Here is a 16,453-nt window from a genome sequence, read left to right on the forward strand (position 1 = left end):
TTGCCCCCCTTTTTATACTGGATCACGCTGTAAGAACACACTCATACAATGGATAGCTCCCCATCCCTTTAGAATCTCATCCATTTCCGCTTCAATGACGGTAATACCATGCTCTTCTAACGTTTGCCTCGTTTCCGGACAACCAGCCGGCATCACGACTTTTCCCGGTTCCAAGGCGACAAAGTTAATTGAGGCCTTAACCTTAATTTCCTGAAGATTCGTCGCTTCCATAATCGTAAAATCTCGATCTATCAACGCCTTTACCACGTCATAAGGGACCTGCCATGGGAAAAGGAGAACCTTCTTACGATCCGCTATATTGATTAACCCGTCTAAATGGGCGTGACCATACGGAATCTCGAATCGAATAATATCCGTAACACCGATATTTCTCAATTCTGCTTCCACTTGGGCCGCACCCTCGCGATTCGCCCGGGCGCCCGTTCCTATCATGACCGTATGTCGATCTACCCACATCGCACAGGCCCCATCAAAAAAACCATCCCCATTAATTGTCTTGATAATGGGTACACCTAATTGACCTAGAGCTTCCGCTGCAAATCGCTCTTCCCCTCTCCGAGCCGAAATTCCCGGGCGGCATACGATGGCTCCTTCAGGGGTCATAAAGACCAAGTCACGCATAAACAGTGCGTTTGGCTTGTCTTCACGCTGGTTTTCCACGTAATATACTTGAGCCCCATGTTCTATGTAGATCTGTGCTAATGCATCCTGCTGGGCTCTTGCTTTCACGGGATCCATGGGAGCCTTCCATCGGTACTGCGCATAATTCTCTTCATTCACACGTTCTATTTCTTTACCAGGTCTTCTGAGAAGAACCCCCCTCAGCTTCCCTACTTCTGAATCACAATACCACGGCCCCCACAGCTGTCGCATCTCCTCCGAGAAGCGATTCTCCGTCGGGAACCAGCGCTCTCCCTGTACCTTGATTTGATTCATATTGCCCCCCCTTAACTCTGGCATGGTATTACTTCCTATTCTTATGTTAAATGGTAATGTGCAAAATTGTCAATATAATTTATATTTTGTTAATTTATTTATTTTTAAAAATTTTATACACTCCTCCAAGGGATTAATTAACTTAGAAAAGATTAAAAAAGCTATGAACTCTAGTAGCCCAAAAAAGACGAGTAAAAGTCATGCAAGGGAACTTCTTCTTGAATTTGTAAGGAACACAGTAAGGCCTCTTCCAATGAATGATTGAATGGAAGAAGCCCTTTTATTCTAGAATATAGGTTGTTCACTCCTAATGAGCGAGAAGTAAATGAAGTTCACCTCCTACCCTAGGGGGTATACTCAAAGCTAGCAAGGAACCTTGGAGGTGACTCAACGCTACATAGGCATATCCTACTCCCATTGCTCCAACACATTTCGCATGATCTCTTCTTTCTCTTTATTAGGTATTGGGCCTCCCACCTTAATAGAGACCAAATCATCCCCACTGTCTCGATACACAGTTAGGACACCCTCGGTATAGAACGCTTGGTACTTCTCAAAGGTAAATGGCTTTGACCGTTCTGCGACCACGTTGATGGAGCTTTTAATATCGGTGTTGTGGAAAAAGTAGCTCACATGAATCGCATGATTCATCTCTTCTCTTGTTGGGGTTTCCCCCTTTTTGGTATAAACCATATGATAGATGAGGCGATGAACAGGGATCTGATTGGTTTTATCAAATGTCCCATCGGGGTTCATCACGATTTCATAATCTTGCCCACCTTCAAAAGCCAGCTCAAAACCCTCAGGTATATACGTCGGAAGAGCGATCGGGCTATTCACAAGCTCGCTCGATTCCTCTCGACTTATGGTTCCATATAGAGAGAGATCATGGAAATGGAATTCCTCCTGAAGATCGGTCTGATTCTCGGGGACTGGAGGGAGTTCACTTTGAGATACGATATGAATTTCGGTTTCACCCACTTTGTTCAAGTAACTGGCTGATGCGGAACCGATCACAAACGTGAATGTGGCTGCGAAGATCAGTAGGGCTTTTTTGTTTGAGATTGGTTTACTATTTCGATTTTTCGTCGTTTGCTTTTCAATCTCCTGCCACATTTGATCGTAATTTGCATCTGGAACTTTACTGTCTACAAACAGACTTCGAAAAGCTTTTTCCTCTGAATTCAAGGCAAAATCCCCCATTCTTCCGCTAATTTTTGCACCTTCACTTTTCCTTGTAAGGTCTGATGAGCTTTGTGACATCTGGACTTAACGGTACCAACAGGAATGCCCAAGGCTTCTGCGATTTCTTCATGCTTCATGTCGTGATAATACCTGAGAATGACGATGGAACGAATTTTTTCAGGCAACTCTTGTAGAACATGACTCAGCTCTGAACGAACTTCAGATTGCAACACGTTAGTTTCCGACTGATTAGGCTGAATCCATGTCTTAGTCCAATTCCATAAGGCCAGTCGATTCCGCTTCTTCAAAGCATTCCGGCAGGCATTCATAGTCATACTAAGCAGCCACGGTTTTAGCTTCTCAATCCTTTGGTAGTCGTGCTTGATGGCTTGGATAAATACTTCCTGGCAAACATCCTCTGCATCCTGTTGATTCTGAAGCATGTAATAACACGTACGATAAATATCCTCTTTATAACGCTCAAATAGCTCACGGGGAGTCACAGCTTAGCTCCTTTCTCTTTTGTACTACACCTATGTAACAATTAACGGGGAAAAAGGGTTCACTTTTTTTCAAAAGAAGAAAAGGCGAACCCGAAAATCCTGAAAAATATCGTTTTTTCCTTCACTTTTTATCCTTCTTCTTTCCCCTTACGATGGAGACAGAGAAGTTGAAGAAGGAGGTAATCACGGTGATGAACATGTATGAAGCGGAAAAGCAAGTCCAAGAGCACGAACAGGAGCTGAAGAGAATCGATTGTCACGCTTGGAAATATTCAGGAATTACAAAAGGAAAGACCAAGTTGGTATATATACTAATTGGGTTAATAAAATGGATGACTAGGTAAAGCTTCCATCTTGGCTCGAAGTATGATCAAACCACAGATCTTTAAAATCGATCCATCCCTTCTCGTTGATCTTAACGCCTTTTAGGGATGGAGGAGATACGGTGATGATGTTTTTATGCACTAAAAAAATACACGCATATTCCTTCTTTAATTTTTGTTCCAGGGTGTCCAGCTTTTGCTTTCTTGCCGCCTCTGTCGGTTCCGCCAAGGCTTCTTCGATCACTTCATCCAATTCCGCGCTGAGGCTGACGGACAGATGGTTATGAATAAAACTGTATCCGGATTGAAACAACTCAATAAACTGGACTTCACCTTCGCTTAAAATGGCTTCAAACAAAATGAAATCTGCTTGATCTTGGTTTTTCGGATCCTGCATTTCTCTCCAGGTCAGAATGGTGATAGAGACCATAATGCCGAAGGGGCGAAGCTGCTCCTTCAGCCAACGGGCATCAGCTTCGTGTCGTTTATAAGTATACAAGGCAAGGGTTTCACCCTTGTACTCGGACAAGGCCAAATACGACTTTGCTTTGTCTAACTCATAGTCCATATCAATAAATCTTGGCCGCATCTGAAGGTTAAATCCGCTGGAGGGGTAAAAACGCGGGTCCCCCAGATCCCAAATCATGCGAGCTCTGTTAATCATATGAGTAAGAGCCTTCCTCAAATGAATGTTTTGAAGAGGACCTTCTTTGCGGAGATTAACAGACAACATGCAACTGCCAGAAACAAACTCATCGTGCACATCCATGGGAGCCGAATGAGGGGGAACACCTTCCCCTGTCTGTACCATCACCATAGAGGGATCAAGGATGAAGTCCTCATTCTCCTCAGGGATGTTAATGATTTCCACAACATCTATATGAGCCCGCTCTTTGAAGTAGTCGGTGAAAGCTTCTAGAATCAAAATTCCATCGGATTTTTTGGCGAGCTTGTAGGGCCCGGTCCCGCTTTGGAGTACCCCATCACTTGGGATAATGCAAGAAGGTGTATACGCCAGGTACTGAAGAAACAGATGGTTGGGTTTAGATAAGACAAATTGAACCACATAAGGGGAAAGAGCCCGAACTTCTTGGATTTGATCAACGAGCCATCTTAGGTGAGGGTAGTTCTCCTTCATTCTTTTAAACGTATAGACCACGTCATCCGCGCTGAGCTCTTTTCCATGATGAAAACGAACGCCTTTATAAAGAAACAGCGTCCAACTGGTGGCCTCCTCATTCCTTTTCCAATGATGTGCCAGCCCGCATTCGGTAGGAAACTCAACCAAGGTATTAAAAAGCTGCTTGACCATGTGGGAGTCCAACCGAAAAAAACACTCGGCAGGATCCAACGTATTGATTTTCCGGTAGATCGGCAGCCGAATCGTCTCCCGGTAATGACTTTGCTCAACTGAAACTTCATAACCAAAGTAACCCGAAAGCCATTGAATAAAATGATTTTTGGCTTCAGGCGTGCCAAACTCCCTCAATAGCCGAAACACACTTTCCATATCTCCGCGTTTGGCCATCTCCATGCATTCCTGAAGGAGTAAATTTTCTGATGAAACCAAAAAGGTCATTTGAGAAGAATGTCCCCGTCCTCTTCCCGATTCAAAGGCAATCCACCCCAACTGCGACATCTTGTTAAGAATATGATTGACGTTCCGGGTAGTATAAAACAAAGCTTGCGCTAACTCTGCAATAGTGATAGGAAAAGGTTGATTCATTTCATGTGTGGAAAACGTCTTTCGAAGAAGAAGATAATCCGTAATCAGTTTCATAGGAGAAGCGCTCCATTTCTCGTTCAATTCATGAAATCATTTCCTCTATCATATCAGGTTATCCTCTTCTAAAAGATGAAAAATACCAATTATCCCTTTCGGTTTTTCCCAATCCTTCTTTCTCTTAGAGGGGAACTCCAGTTTATGCGTAGAATAAAAAAGACGGCAACACCCTCAATGATTGAGGAAATATTACCATCTAATTTGGAATTCGTCTCCGATATTTCTTTATAGAAATGATGGAGTGGTTCGTATGTAATAAATGGATCGCAGCTTCCGTTAACCTTCTTTTCCGAATGTAGCCTCCAAGGGTTTCTCCAGTTAACGCTTTAAAAAGACGATGAAAATGATAGTAGGAGAAGTTGACCTGTTTGGTCACTTCTTCTACTGCAATGGGATTTGTAAGATGATCTTCGATAAAACGAATGGCATTTTCAACCTGCTGGGATCTCATAGAACCCTCCCCTAAACAATAGCCCAAAAGTCATCGTACTTTTGCTTTTGTATTTGTATATCTATTTCTCTAATCGGCATCGGATCTCCTACTTTGATCTGTATCCAATCATTGTGGACAGGAGAACCAAAGCACAGATCCAAGGTTCTATCATTCAAGTCAAATACGATGGAGTGAATCGTACCAAAGAACTCATCATAATTGTGAACCGCTAATCCCTTGGGGTATTCTAGCTGCATGATCTCTTTTAAATCCCCTTTCATAAATTCGGATTGATTCTCTAATAATTCGTTTAATACTTGATAGCGTTGAACGGATTGCTTTAGTCTGCCCTGCTCCAGGCTTGCAATTTCCGGGATGTGTGCATGATTAGTAGCAATCAGATAGCCTTTCTCCTCGACATGAGCAGATCTCACGACCTTGCTACCGTCCAAAGTCTCAACCAAAGAAGCCTGGCCCGAAGCATCGGCAATCAACAAATTCATGTTAGATGAGGTTGGCATCTCATTCACCAGGGCTAGTGCTTCACTCACATTTTTACACTGTTCAAGAAGAGAACGAACGATTGCCCAGAATTGAAGTCCCTTCATTGCAGGTTTTTTCATCCCTGGGTAGTTACCAGTTGGCATTCCACAGGATGCAAAGGTAACACAAAGACCTTCCTGATTGATCCCTTCGGTTCTTCCAAACCAGGAGGCAGAGAATCCAATATGATGATACTTCCCGACCACCTGCGTGTCACACAACCGAAAGTCAGCCAGCATAGGTGACAAATCATAGTTTCGTAAAACCAGAGTATGCGCATTCTTTGTCTTCTTTGGCAATACTGCACCAAGGCTGCATCCTGGTGTTAGATAGGTGCTCATCATATAGATGAGTTGGCTGGGCGGCACCTTCATTTCCTCACAGAAAGAATGAATTTCATCAGTTACTCCTGGACAATAGTCGTTTAATAAAGTAACTGTCTCTTTAAGCTGCGTATCTGATATCGAAGGAACCGGCATCAGAACCGATTGGAGTAAGGTAGGATCAGACTGTGCTATGTCCTTTAGCGTGTTGGCTTGTTGCTTTCCTATCTCTGCACTCGAACCGTGTAATGTAACAAAGTGACCTTTATAATTTCTCATTTCTATTTCCCCCTGTTTTCGTAATCTCTTAAGATCATTATAAGGAGGGAAGAGCACCATTTTTTGATCATTTCTGCTATCTTAGTTCAAACGGAGTGAAAAAGGAGAACTCTGGTTCATATTTTTCGTGATGATTAAACAATTCCTATCATACCTTCCCCATATCTGGATATCCTAGTAAATAATACAACAAGAGGAGTGTTTATTTTGAGGATATTTGATACCCTAAGAGACACTGTTGCGCCCCTCTTAGATGGAGAGAAAGAACCGCTTCATGTAGGAGAAGTGATGCATCTATGGTCCTACCTTCACAATACGGAAGTCCTCATCCGTCTCGACCAAACCACTTACAATATGACAGAGGATCCTGGGTTAAAGAAGAAACTAGATGAGCATATCAATCAAGTAAATAAGCCGATTGTTCATGATTTAAGAGAATTTCTCATGAAAGAAGGGATTCCTTTACCCGATACCACTCCCGAAAAGACTTTGATCGGAATGAATGTTCCTATTCCTGCGGGTGTCAAATTAACAGATGAGGAAATTGCCAATCTTATCGCCTACAATCTAGTGGAGAGTATCCGATATGCTGTTCTTTCCCTTACTCAGGCTGTCCGAGTGGATGTGACATTATTATTTGCGAAATTTCAGATGATGAAGATGAATTACTCTATTACACTAAAGCCTTTTATGGAAGAACGAGGATGGCTAAACGAGCCACCTTACTATCATCCTTAGGAATAAGGGGTTGATTTGATTGAACCTGTTTGAGATTTTTAAAGATGCTGCTGCTCCCTTTATTGATGGAAAAAAAAGACCCCTAAACACGGGGGAAGTGATGAATTTATGGTTTTATTTGATTGGAACCAATCAGACCTTGCGGATCGACCAAGTTGCTCTCAATACAACTCAAGACCCTGAATTAAAGGCAAAATTAGAAGAGATTATCCAAGAAGTGCATAACCCGATGATCGTGGAGCTGACAGACTTCTTTAAGAAGGAAGGGATTCCCCTCCCCAACACGACACCAGAAAAACCAATGGCTCATGATCTAAAAGATATTCCTCCTGACGCATTAATCAGTGATGAGGAAATTGCGAACTTGCTTGTCTATAATTTATACATTGGAATCAACTCAGCTGTCAGAGGACTTACCGAAGCCGTTCGAGCTGATGTTGGGATGATGTTTGCAAAATACGAGATGATGAAATTAACTTATTTTATCACCCTGAAAGATCTCATGAAAAGACGAGGATGGTTACACATTCCTCCGTATTATCGTGCTGAATGAGAATGCTTTCCGAACGCAAGCCTCATTTGGACAGGCCCGGGCAAAAAAAGCTCGAGCCTGTCCGAATACCAGCCTGATTCTGACAGCCAACCCCCCCAAAAGCTCGACCCAGTCAGAATACCAGCCTTCCTCCACTACCACACGGTCACCTTTAATGGCCTTCTTTCTTTTACATTGCTAGTTTTTATTAACTATAAACCAACGATTGAATTGGAATAGGCTCCAGCGCATGGGTTTCATCTAAATAAACAAAGGCATCATAGCGTTCAGACATGATCGAGGGAACATAGTTATAGCGTTCATCCTCAGGATGGTAAACGACTCCGATGGCCCTGTGATCGATTTCCACGCGATACGATTCATGGTGGTCCCGAAAGATGAGAATCTGATCCCGACTATTGGCACGGTGCATGAGATCTTCCCAACTATTGGGGACCGCTCTCGGTACGCTCATCCTCTCTAGCTCTACTCCCCAAGCTCTTGCCGCAATCACAGATCCATGGTGAGTACCAAATCCAACAGCAAAGACCTTATCAGGTCCCTCTTGCTCTCGGATTAATTGTCCGACATTCACCATGCCTTCCTTTACCATATCGGTCGCTCGTGCATCCCCAATATGCGTATTATGTTCCCAAACAATCGTCTTAGCCTGTGGACCGTGAAACTTCATTAATCGACTTAAGACTTGAACCATATGTTGGTCTCTAATGTTCCAAGACTCAGGGCCGCCGCGCACCATTGCCCGATAATATCGCTCCGCATTCACCGCTACCAAGGCATTTAACTCCATATTGATAGTGGCTTCCTCCTCACCATATTGATGGCGGTTAGCACGCATTTCTTGAAGAAGCTGAACTACTTCCTTTTCACAGTCCTCGGATAGAAAAGCAGCAGAAACCCCATACGTTTGTTCACTTCTTGAAAAAGGCTCAAAGCAAGCAAAGGCTTGTTTTGCTAGCTCGACATCCCCGGATCCCATCCGTTCTAAATAACGGATGATTTCCTCCATGGACTCCCACAAGCTGTAGACATCCAGCCCATAAAATCCAACTTGATTTTCTTTATGCTGATCGTTATAGCTGCGAAGCCACTGCATCAATTCCGCCGTCTCCCTATTCGCCCACATCCAGGTAGGCCAGCGGTTGAAGCTCTGCATTACCTCATCAATGTCCGATGAGACACCGGAGTGTTGCTTAATATACCGATTTAAGTCAAAGCACGAAGGCCAGTCTCCTTCCACGGCAAGGAAAGAAAAACCCTTCTGTTCAATCAATCGCTTGGACAATTCGGCGCGTACCTTATAAAATTCTGAAGTCCCGTGAGTAGACTCTCCTAGCAACACAATAGAAGCATCTCCAATCGCTTCTACTAATGGATCTAAGTCTTGATCGTCATCCAAGGGAAAGGCATGCTTCTGAATTTGGTCTAAGATCCTTTGACTGTCCATCATTCCCTTGCTTCCTCCCCGCTCCCATCACATGCCGGACATTCATGGATGTGCACGAACTCTAGGCCATATTGATAAAAGCCTTTCCCATTGCACTTTGAGCATTCCTGCTCTAATTGACGTTGTTCATTGGCTTTCTTCCTCATGAAACCCACCTTTATCCCTCCTCTATTTTTTCTTATTCTTTCCGGGAAGGAGAGTTTTCATTGGGCAATCAAAAAAGAAAGGGCAACGGACCGTACTAGTACGGCTCGTTACCCTTGTTCATTATGAAACAGGATTCTTCTTTAAAATATTGACCATAAGGGACGTTACGATGGTCCCAGCCGCAATCGCTACAAGATACATTCCCACATTCTCTACCACAGGTAATACGAATAATCCACCGTGTGGAGCAGGCAAGGTTGCCCCGAACATCATGGATAAACCACCAGCCACTGCTGAACCTACCATAATGGAAGGAATAATACGAGCTGGATCTGCAGCTGCAAATGGGATCGCTCCCTCCGTGATAAATGAAGCGCCTAATACATAAGCCGTTTTACCTGCTTGACGCTCTTCTGCCGTGAACTTGTTTTTAAACAAGGTGGTAGCCAATGCCAACCCTAGTGGAGGAGTCATACCCGCTGCCCTGATCGCTGCGTGAGGAAGGTAGTTTCCATCTGCCATCATCGCTCCCAAGATTACACCTAGTATAATGGCGTTCCCTTGCCCCATATTTTATAGCCACAAACCTGATCATAATCAGTCAATTATCGAGAGTTTCTGTCAATTAACAAAAAAGATTTCACCCTAATATTCCCTTTTTCTATTGACTAATCTTGTCTGTTCCTGTATTATATAATTCATATAACTCTGAAAACTTAGTTGGAGTTCATACTACCAAGGAGGCGATGGAATATGGATGGAAGAGCGTTACTATTTGTTGGCCCGGACGGATCCGGACGATTTACGTTGGCTGAGGCCATGGGTATTACCTTTCAGATCCCTAGAGTCGTCTCTTACACGACACGTCCTCAACGAGGGAAGGAAACCGAAGGCAAGGAATACTACTTTGTGACATCTGAAGAATTTATTGATATTGAGAATAAAGGAGAATTCATCGAGGTCGTACAGGCGGATGGGTACCACTACGGCATTAAGAAGTCAGATTGTGAGCGGCTGCTGAATGAAGCTGGAAGCTTCTTCGCGATCTTGAGTCCCGAAGGTTGTGAGATCTTTAGGAATCTCTTCGAGAAGAACCTAACGATCTTCGTATATGCTGATAAGGAAACGGTTATTCAACGTCAACGCGATCGAGGCGACGATGAAGTGACGATCGACCGTCACATAAGCCACTATGAGCAGATCATGGATTACCAGTCTAAGTGTGATATCGTCATCCCGAACTATGACTTAGCCAGCACCGCGCAAGAGCTAACCAATCGGATCGAACAATTCCTTAATTTGACTTATCATCCGGATAGTAAATATTAATCATGAACGGAGGGCTTACGTTAGTTTACTGTACTATCGTAAGCCCTCTTCTTTTATTTGTGAACATCATGAGATCTCGATCTTTTTCCTTTTGCTAAACTGAAGATCACCATCGCTACAATAGGCGCCCCAATCAAACTAGACCATAAGGTAAACAATACAATATACCCTCGATGGCTTGAGCCAGCTAAGTAAGTAGGAGCACCCCAATAAAGCAAAGACCACTCCACGATTAGAATCAGGACAAATGATAGAACCAGCAGCTTGATGAAGAATATCTTTTTCACAGATACCCTCTCCCCTATCTTTGTTACTTGAGAAGATTCTTTAGTGACGCAAGTTTTTCTAACTCATTTACGTTTCTTAGTCCCTTTACTTTCTTCTTATGTCTGCAGGCATCACATAAGAAACCGACTACTTCATCGTCCTTACCTGTGTAGACGGCATAGATCCGTTCACTGACGTGGCGATCACATTCCAAGCACTTATCCATTCTCTCTATTCCCCTCCTTTTGCATTAAACTTGGCAGTTAGGACAATAGAAGGTCTTGCGTGAGGATAACTCTTCCTTCACAATCCCATGACTGCATCGTAAACAGGGTTCACCTTCTCGATCATAGACTTTACACTGATCGTTATAACCACCGGTTAGGCGATCTTCTAAAAACAAAGGATGTTCCATATAGCCCCCGTATCCTATGGCCTCTTGTAACACACTTTGAATAGCAAGATACAATCGTCTTATTTCCTCTCCTTGTAATTCGTTCATCGATCGATGAGGAAGAAGGCCAGCCTGATAACTGATTTCATCACTATAACAATTTCCAATTCCAGCGATCCACTTTTGATCCACCAATGTCGTCTTAAGCCTGCCTTTTTTCCCCTTCAACCTTGCTTGAAAGGAGGATTCACTTAACATTGGTGAAAGTGGTTCAGGACCTAGCGGTTTCAATCTTTCCTCTACTTCCGCTGGCGATAGAAGATGAAGATATCCTAAACGCAAACCAATGAAATAGAGACTTCGATCACCGAACGACAGAATGACCTGGAAGGTTCGCTCCGGCTTGTCTGTCTCATTCCCTAGATACATCCATCCCCCTAACATCAGATGAAGAAGCAGAACAAACCCGTTATCTAATTGAAAGAGAAGATGCTTCGCCCGGCGAGTGACCGACAAAATCCGGCTTCCCTCAACCGTACGGATAAAAGAATCCTTAGCGACATTCACGGACTTTTCTCTTTCAATTTGGACACGGGTTATAGTAGCTCCCTGAAGCTGCTCTGTGAGAAGCTTACGATAGGTCTCCATTTCCGGCAATTCTGGCATGGTTGTCTCCCCCAAGGCTTTAAAGATGAATAAAGTCTTTATTCGTATCTCCTTGGAGGCTTATTTTATGCACCTAACTACAGACTATAAAGATAAAGAACAAAGATAATAGCAGACACCACGGTCGTAATGCCATAGATTACAGTAAGTCTTTTTACATTCGCCTTACTTTTCGAGTCGTATTTATTCTCTCCTGGTTTCCTAGCGATCCAGATCGTTGCTACTAAAGATAAAAGAATAGAAATGACAACCACTGTATATAAGATCACTTCCATTTGACTGATCTCCCCCCTTTTCCTACTTATTACTATAACCATTGTTATTATATCGTCATGTGATCTTCGTCACAAAAAGGAAATTTTTTTCTAAAAAAAGTATTTATAGCCTCGGTTCACACACGAGGCTATTTCATCGTGAATTATCCTTGAGATGAGACCTTAATCCAAGGCCTGCCTTCATGCCACTCTACTGCCAATGGGACCTGAAATGCGGAGGATAGAAGTTCTGCTGTCAGAACTTCTTCCTTCTTCCCTTTGGCCGCTATGGTCCCTTGGTCCACGAGGACGACATGAGTGAAGAAGGGCATAACCTCTTCGATATGATGGGTAACGTAGATCATCTGAATCACCTGTTCGTTTTGCATTTGTTCGATGGAGGAAAGAAGATTTTCTCTTTCCCATAGATCTAATCCAGCACAAGGCTCGTCCATAATCAAGATCTCCGGGTCATTCATAAGTGCTCTGGCGAGCATGACCTTCTTGCGCTCCCCTTGAGACAGGCTGCCCAGCGGGTGATCCTTCAGATGAGCGATGCGGACGGACTCTAATAAGTGAATCGCTTTTTCTTTAACCGTGTCAGGAACAGGTTCATAGAATCGCAAATAGCCATACTCCCCTGTGGCTACCACTTCCCAGACTGGATCTCTTAGCGTCAGCTTTTCTAATAAGGTTTGACTAATATATCCAATCTTTTTTCGCGCTTCTCGCACATCGCACTCGGTATACTTATACCCATTTACCTCCACCGTACCCTTGCTCGGAAACTGGTACCCTGCGATTAATTCTAACAACGTCGTCTTCCCTGACCCGTTCTTCCCAAGGATAATCCATTGCTCTCCTTTTCGCATGTTCAACTCAATATGACTTAAAATCGAGCGATCATGACGAATAAAATGTACATCTTGTAATTTTATCATTTTATCGTTATTCTCCCATGCCGAATTAAACGATTATCGGAGATTCTGTGCCTGATTGCAACTTGCTAAGAACCAAAGCTAATCGATCCATCCCTAGCTTAATCTTTTCGGGAGTGGAATGAGTAAAGTTGAGTCTCAGGGTGTTCAGTTGCGGATTACCCACATAGAACGGAGCCCCAGGAACGAAGGCTACCCCATTCTTCACCGCTTCCATTAGCAATTGAGTGGTGTCCACCTGTTCATCCAACGTAACCCAAAGGAACATCCCCCCTTGAGGTTCTACCCAAGAGATGGAGGAAGTTGGGATGCTCTTAAGGTAATCTTGCATGATCGTCATTCGCTGGTAATACTCGACCCGAAGCATCTCAATATGACCTTTTAGATCAAAATCCTCCACGAGGTAGTAAAGGGCCTGCTGATCAAGTGAACTGGAATGAAGATCTGCACATTGCTTGGCTTGAGCCATCATGCGAATGACTTGGTATGGACCTGTCACCCAACCCGTTCTTAAAGCGGGAACGACCGTCTTAGAAAAGGTGCTCGTATACATGACGTGTGTTCTTCCTTCATCCATAGCTGCTAATGGAGTGTAGGTCTGGTCTTGCTTGAACTGAATCTCGCCATACGGATCATCCTCGAATATGAGAACATTATACTTGTAGGCAAGCTTAAGCAGATGCTCTCTTCTCTCATTGCTCCACACTTTCCCCTCAGGATTCGAGAAGGTCGGAACCACATAAACAAACTTAGGTCGAAGCTTTTTCATCTTCTGTTCTAGATCTTCTGGATCCATCCCGTCTTTATCCCCGTCCACCGGGACAATCTGAGCTTCGAAAGATTGGAAAACCTGAATGGCAGCTAAATAAGTAGGATTTTCGGTCAGAATGACATCACCAGGTGAGATCATCACACGAGTAAAGAGATCAATCGCTTGCTGAGAGCCGGTGGTTAGAAGAATATTATCCGCCTTCGACTCAATTCCCTTAGTCTTCATGGAGTCGCTTAACCACGAACGAAGAGGCAAGTAGCCTTCTGTAAGACCATATTGCAAAGAGCTCTTACCTGAAGCAAATACCTTCTGATACGCCTTCTCAACCTCACCTATAGGAAAATAATCTTCAAACGGAAGCCCTCCGGCAAAAGAAATCACATCTCCTTGTTGAATAATACTAAGGAGTTCACGAACTGCTGAAGATTTAAACATTTTTACACGGTCTGCAAAAGGATATCTCATACTTGCACCCCTACCTTTTCTTTTCTGAATAATCCAATGTTTTAAAACAAAATACCATATATTTTAACTTATGGCTAGTCGTCCGAACTGAGAGTTGATAAATAGCAGGAGGATTTTCCCCTATTTTAAAAATCGCTAGAAAGAGGGCCAAAATAGGCGTAAATGTTTCCGTTATCTTCAACCAAGACCCCTATTTCTTTAGAAAAGGAGAGAATAAACGGAAATCTTTCCGTTATTTAGGGCGAAAAACGGTCCACTTTGAATATAAAGGAAAATTCTCCGCTTATGACCACACCGCCCCTCCATTATTTCTTTTATTTAACCTTAGCATACTTTCCTATTGATGGAAAAGAAAAAAGACCGGATCACCGGTCTTTAAGATAGAATGGATCGAGATTGAAGATATAGGATCACACGGTCGACACTCTGTTCAATCGTGAGCAGATCCGTTTCAACCACAAGCTCAGGAGCTACAGGCTCTTCGTAAGGGGAGGATATTCCCGTGAAATCGGGGATTTCACCTTTTCTCGCTTTGGCATAGAGCCCCTTTGGATCACGGTTTTCACACTCATCTAGAGAACATTTCACATAGACTTCGACGAACTCGCCCGTCTCTAATAGATCTCTAGCTACTTGTCTATCTTCACGAAATGGCGAGATAAAGGCGGTAATCGCAATAATTCCAGCGTCCACGAACAGCTTTGATACTTCTGCGATACGACGAATGTTTTCCTTCCGGTCATCCGCTGAGAATCCTAGATCCTTATTCAACCCATGACGAACGTTATCCCCATCAAGGGTATAGCTTTTTAACCCCATCTCATATAATCGCTTCTCTACCGCATTCGCTAAGGTCGATTTTCCCGCTCCCGATAATCCGGTAAACCAGAGCACGCAGCTGCGGTGACCATTCAAGCGTTGACGATCTTGTTTTCCGATGGTGGCGTTATGCCATACAATATGAGTTGCCGCTTGTTTTGTCATCTTTTCTCCTCCTCGTTTCTACGAATAAGACTCCACTCGCATCCCGCGAATTAAGACCTCTACAACTTCCTTGCGACTGAATTCTTGTGGAGGAATTTCCCCGTTGCTGAGCATCTCTCGGACCTTAGTCCCGGAAAGAATCAACCGATCCTCGGCACCATGCGGGCAGGTCTTGGTAGAAGCCATGTTGCCGCACTTCTTGCAGAAGAAGCTGTGCTCGAAGAACAGAGGTTGGATACCAAGATCTTCGGCAGTAAAGTGATGAAAGATCAGCTGAGCGTCATAGGTACCGTAGTAGTTGCCAACTCCCGCATGATCTCGACCTACGATGAAGTGTGTGCAGCCATAGTTTTTACGTACCATAGCATGGAAGATGGCTTCACGTGGGCCGGCGTATCGCATCGCAGCAGGGAAAACAGCGAGAAATACTCGATCCTTTGGATAATAGTTCTCAAGCAATACCTGATAACTTTCCATTCTCACATCAGCAGGGATATCATCAGACTTGGTTTCACCGACGAGTGGATTTAAGAACAATCCATCGACAATCTCGAGCGCGCACTTCTGAATATATTCATGGGCACGATGGACAGGATTTCGCGTCTGGAAGCCGACCACAGTTTTCCATCCTTTTTCCTCAAACACCGTTCTTGTCTCCGCTGGGTCTAGATAAAACTCTTTAAATTGATTGACTTCTGGTCGACGCACCATCACAATGGGACCGCCGATGTAAACGTCAGGTCTCTCAAGCATTTTCTTTACACCTGGATGAGCCGAATCTGTCGTGCGATAGACCTTTTCCGCCTCGTTCTGTTTATCCGGGCGATAGATATCTTCAAGGTCCAGCACACCATAAACGACTCCATTATGTACAAGCTTGACTTGATCCCCCATTTCAAGGGCAGCCGCCTTCTCTTCTGTTACCGGCAGGGTAATCGGGATACTCCAGATATGTCCGCTGGTTAGGAGCATGTTTTCCACGACGGATATGTAATCCTTCTCTGTTAAGAATCCTGTAATCGGACTATAGGCCCCAATTGCAATGAGTTCTAGATCAGACAAAGCAAAGCCATCAAGTTCCACTTCTTTTGTAATCTTGGAATAATCGAACTCCAAATCGATGCGGTGGATCAATTCTCCACCATGTGGTTGACTTAAACTCATAGGTTT

At 43.7% G+C, this 16,453-nt stretch carries 20 protein-coding genes and 1 pseudogene; 4 read left to right on the forward strand and 17 right to left on the reverse strand.

All coding sequences use genetic code 11. The features are described from left to right. Nucleotides 1-12 precede the first annotated feature (12 nt). The 3 genes from EIZ39_RS10180 to EIZ39_RS10190 all read right to left on the reverse strand — a co-directional run bounded on the left by EIZ39_RS10180 (nt 13) and on the right by EIZ39_RS10190 (nt 2,645). Nucleotides 13-957, reverse strand: coding sequence for a dimethylarginine dimethylaminohydrolase family protein (locus EIZ39_RS10180; RefSeq protein ID WP_129199869.1), 945 nt, complete (start codon nt 955-957; stop codon nt 13-15). 408 nt (nt 958-1,365) lie between these two features. Beyond that, the gene (locus EIZ39_RS10185) at nt 1,366-2,145 is read right to left on the reverse strand and encodes a hypothetical protein (protein ID WP_129199870.1); all 780 of its coding nucleotides are present in this window, start codon (nt 2,143-2,145) and stop codon (nt 1,366-1,368) included. Further along, nucleotides 2,142-2,645 carry an RNA polymerase sigma factor gene (locus EIZ39_RS10190; protein WP_129199871.1) on the reverse strand — a complete coding sequence of 168 codons (504 nt, stop codon included), beginning with the start codon at nt 2,643-2,645 and terminating at the stop codon, nt 2,142-2,144. Before EIZ39_RS10190 ends, EIZ39_RS10185 begins: the two co-directional genes overlap by 4 nt. A gap of 188 nt (nt 2,646-2,833) precedes the next feature. Between EIZ39_RS10190 and EIZ39_RS26540 the strand changes: the two genes are divergently transcribed. Next, on the forward strand, nt 2,834-2,989 hold the full coding sequence (locus EIZ39_RS26540; RefSeq protein WP_164985001.1) for a hypothetical protein: 156 nt from the start codon (nt 2,834-2,836) through the stop codon (nt 2,987-2,989). Here EIZ39_RS26540 and EIZ39_RS10195 read toward each other — a convergent pair. From EIZ39_RS10195 to EIZ39_RS10205, 3 genes are all read right to left on the reverse strand, one after another. Continuing rightward, on the reverse strand, nt 2,982-4,748 hold the full coding sequence (locus EIZ39_RS10195; RefSeq protein WP_129199872.1) for an ABC transporter substrate-binding protein: 1,767 nt from the start codon (nt 4,746-4,748) through the stop codon (nt 2,982-2,984). The two genes, EIZ39_RS26540 and EIZ39_RS10195, sit on opposite strands and share 8 nt — an antisense overlap. Nucleotides 4,749-4,947: 199 nt before the next feature. Continuing rightward, the gene (locus tag EIZ39_RS10200) at nt 4,948-5,202 is read right to left on the reverse strand and encodes a helix-turn-helix domain-containing protein (RefSeq protein WP_129199873.1); all 255 of its coding nucleotides are present in this window, start codon (nt 5,200-5,202) and stop codon (nt 4,948-4,950) included. 11 nt (nt 5,203-5,213) lie between these two features. Then, complete coding sequence (locus EIZ39_RS10205; protein ID WP_164985002.1) at nt 5,214-6,329, reverse strand: C45 family autoproteolytic acyltransferase/hydrolase; 1,116 nt, start codon at nt 6,327-6,329, stop codon at nt 5,214-5,216. A 207-nt stretch (nt 6,330-6,536) separates the two neighbouring features. Here EIZ39_RS10205 and EIZ39_RS10210 point away from each other — a divergent pair, with 207 nt between their 5' ends. Together EIZ39_RS10210 and EIZ39_RS10215 are read left to right on the forward strand one after the other, a co-directional pair. Further along, the gene (locus EIZ39_RS10210; RefSeq protein ID WP_129199875.1) at nt 6,537-7,067 is read left to right on the forward strand and encodes a DUF3231 family protein; all 531 of its coding nucleotides are present in this window, start codon (nt 6,537-6,539) and stop codon (nt 7,065-7,067) included. Between the two features lie 19 nt (nt 7,068-7,086). Beyond that, nucleotides 7,087-7,620: a DUF3231 family protein gene (locus tag EIZ39_RS10215; RefSeq protein WP_129199876.1), complete on the forward strand. Its 534-nt coding sequence runs from the start codon at nt 7,087-7,089 to the stop codon at nt 7,618-7,620. Nucleotides 7,621-7,807: 187 nt separating this feature from the next. Here EIZ39_RS10215 and EIZ39_RS10220 read toward each other — a convergent pair whose 3' ends face one another. The 3 genes and pseudogenes from EIZ39_RS10220 to EIZ39_RS10225 all read right to left on the reverse strand — a co-directional run. Then, nucleotides 7,808-9,070, reverse strand: coding sequence for an erythromycin esterase family protein (locus EIZ39_RS10220; RefSeq protein WP_129199877.1), 1,263 nt, complete (start codon nt 9,068-9,070; stop codon nt 7,808-7,810). After that, a complete protein-coding gene (locus EIZ39_RS26545) occupies nt 9,067-9,222 on the reverse strand; it encodes a hypothetical protein (RefSeq protein ID WP_164985003.1) in 156 nt (51 codons plus the stop codon). The genes EIZ39_RS10220 and EIZ39_RS26545 overlap by 4 nt, the downstream gene beginning before the upstream one ends. 112 nt (nt 9,223-9,334) lie before the next feature. Further along, nucleotides 9,335-9,787, reverse strand: a pseudogene (locus EIZ39_RS10225) (fructose-specific PTS transporter subunit EIIC); the annotation flags it as partial. A gap of 180 nt (nt 9,788-9,967) precedes the next feature. On the opposite strand from EIZ39_RS10225, the gene EIZ39_RS10230 reads away from it, so the two are divergent. Beyond that, entirely contained in the window at nt 9,968-10,543 is a 576-nt protein-coding gene (locus tag EIZ39_RS10230; RefSeq protein WP_129199878.1) for a guanylate kinase, read from the forward strand. A 53-nt stretch (nt 10,544-10,596) separates the two neighbouring features. Here EIZ39_RS10230 and EIZ39_RS10235 read toward each other — a convergent pair whose 3' ends face one another. The 8 genes from EIZ39_RS10235 to sat form a co-directional block, all read right to left on the reverse strand. Beyond that, on the reverse strand, nt 10,597-10,830 hold the full coding sequence (locus EIZ39_RS10235) for a hypothetical protein (RefSeq protein WP_129199879.1): 234 nt from the start codon (nt 10,828-10,830) through the stop codon (nt 10,597-10,599). A 23-nt stretch (nt 10,831-10,853) separates the two neighbouring features. Next, nucleotides 10,854-11,036: a hypothetical protein gene (locus tag EIZ39_RS10240; RefSeq protein WP_129199880.1), complete on the reverse strand. Its 183-nt coding sequence runs from the start codon at nt 11,034-11,036 to the stop codon at nt 10,854-10,856. A gap of 24 nt (nt 11,037-11,060) precedes the next feature. After that, nucleotides 11,061-11,870 (reverse strand): bifunctional DNA-formamidopyrimidine glycosylase/DNA-(apurinic or apyrimidinic site) lyase, encoded by an 810-nt coding sequence (gene mutM, locus EIZ39_RS10245; protein WP_129199881.1) that lies wholly within the window; start codon nt 11,868-11,870, stop codon nt 11,061-11,063. Nucleotides 11,871-11,947: 77 nt separating this feature from the next. Further along, the gene (locus EIZ39_RS10250) at nt 11,948-12,145 is read right to left on the reverse strand and encodes a hypothetical protein (RefSeq protein ID WP_129199882.1); all 198 of its coding nucleotides are present in this window, start codon (nt 12,143-12,145) and stop codon (nt 11,948-11,950) included. A 143-nt stretch (nt 12,146-12,288) separates the two neighbouring features. Further along, nucleotides 12,289-13,065, reverse strand: coding sequence for an ABC transporter ATP-binding protein (locus EIZ39_RS10255; RefSeq protein WP_129199883.1), 777 nt, complete (start codon nt 13,063-13,065; stop codon nt 12,289-12,291). 25 nt (nt 13,066-13,090) lie between these two features. Next, nucleotides 13,091-14,299: an aminotransferase-like domain-containing protein gene (locus tag EIZ39_RS10260; RefSeq protein ID WP_129199884.1), complete on the reverse strand. Its 1,209-nt coding sequence runs from the start codon at nt 14,297-14,299 to the stop codon at nt 13,091-13,093. 375 nt (nt 14,300-14,674) lie between these two features. After that, the gene (gene cysC / locus EIZ39_RS10265) at nt 14,675-15,283 is read right to left on the reverse strand and encodes an adenylyl-sulfate kinase (protein WP_129199885.1); all 609 of its coding nucleotides are present in this window, start codon (nt 15,281-15,283) and stop codon (nt 14,675-14,677) included. 18 nt (nt 15,284-15,301) lie between these two features. Then, nucleotides 15,302-16,447 (reverse strand): sulfate adenylyltransferase, encoded by a 1,146-nt coding sequence (sat, locus tag EIZ39_RS10270; RefSeq protein WP_129199886.1) that lies wholly within the window; start codon nt 16,445-16,447, stop codon nt 15,302-15,304. Nucleotides 16,448-16,453 lie beyond the last annotated feature (6 nt).

Origin of the sequence: Ammoniphilus sp. CFH 90114 (assembly GCF_004123195.1) — a bacterium.
In the GTDB taxonomy this organism is placed as follows: domain Bacteria; phylum Bacillota; class Bacilli; order Aneurinibacillales; family RAOX-1; genus YIM-78166.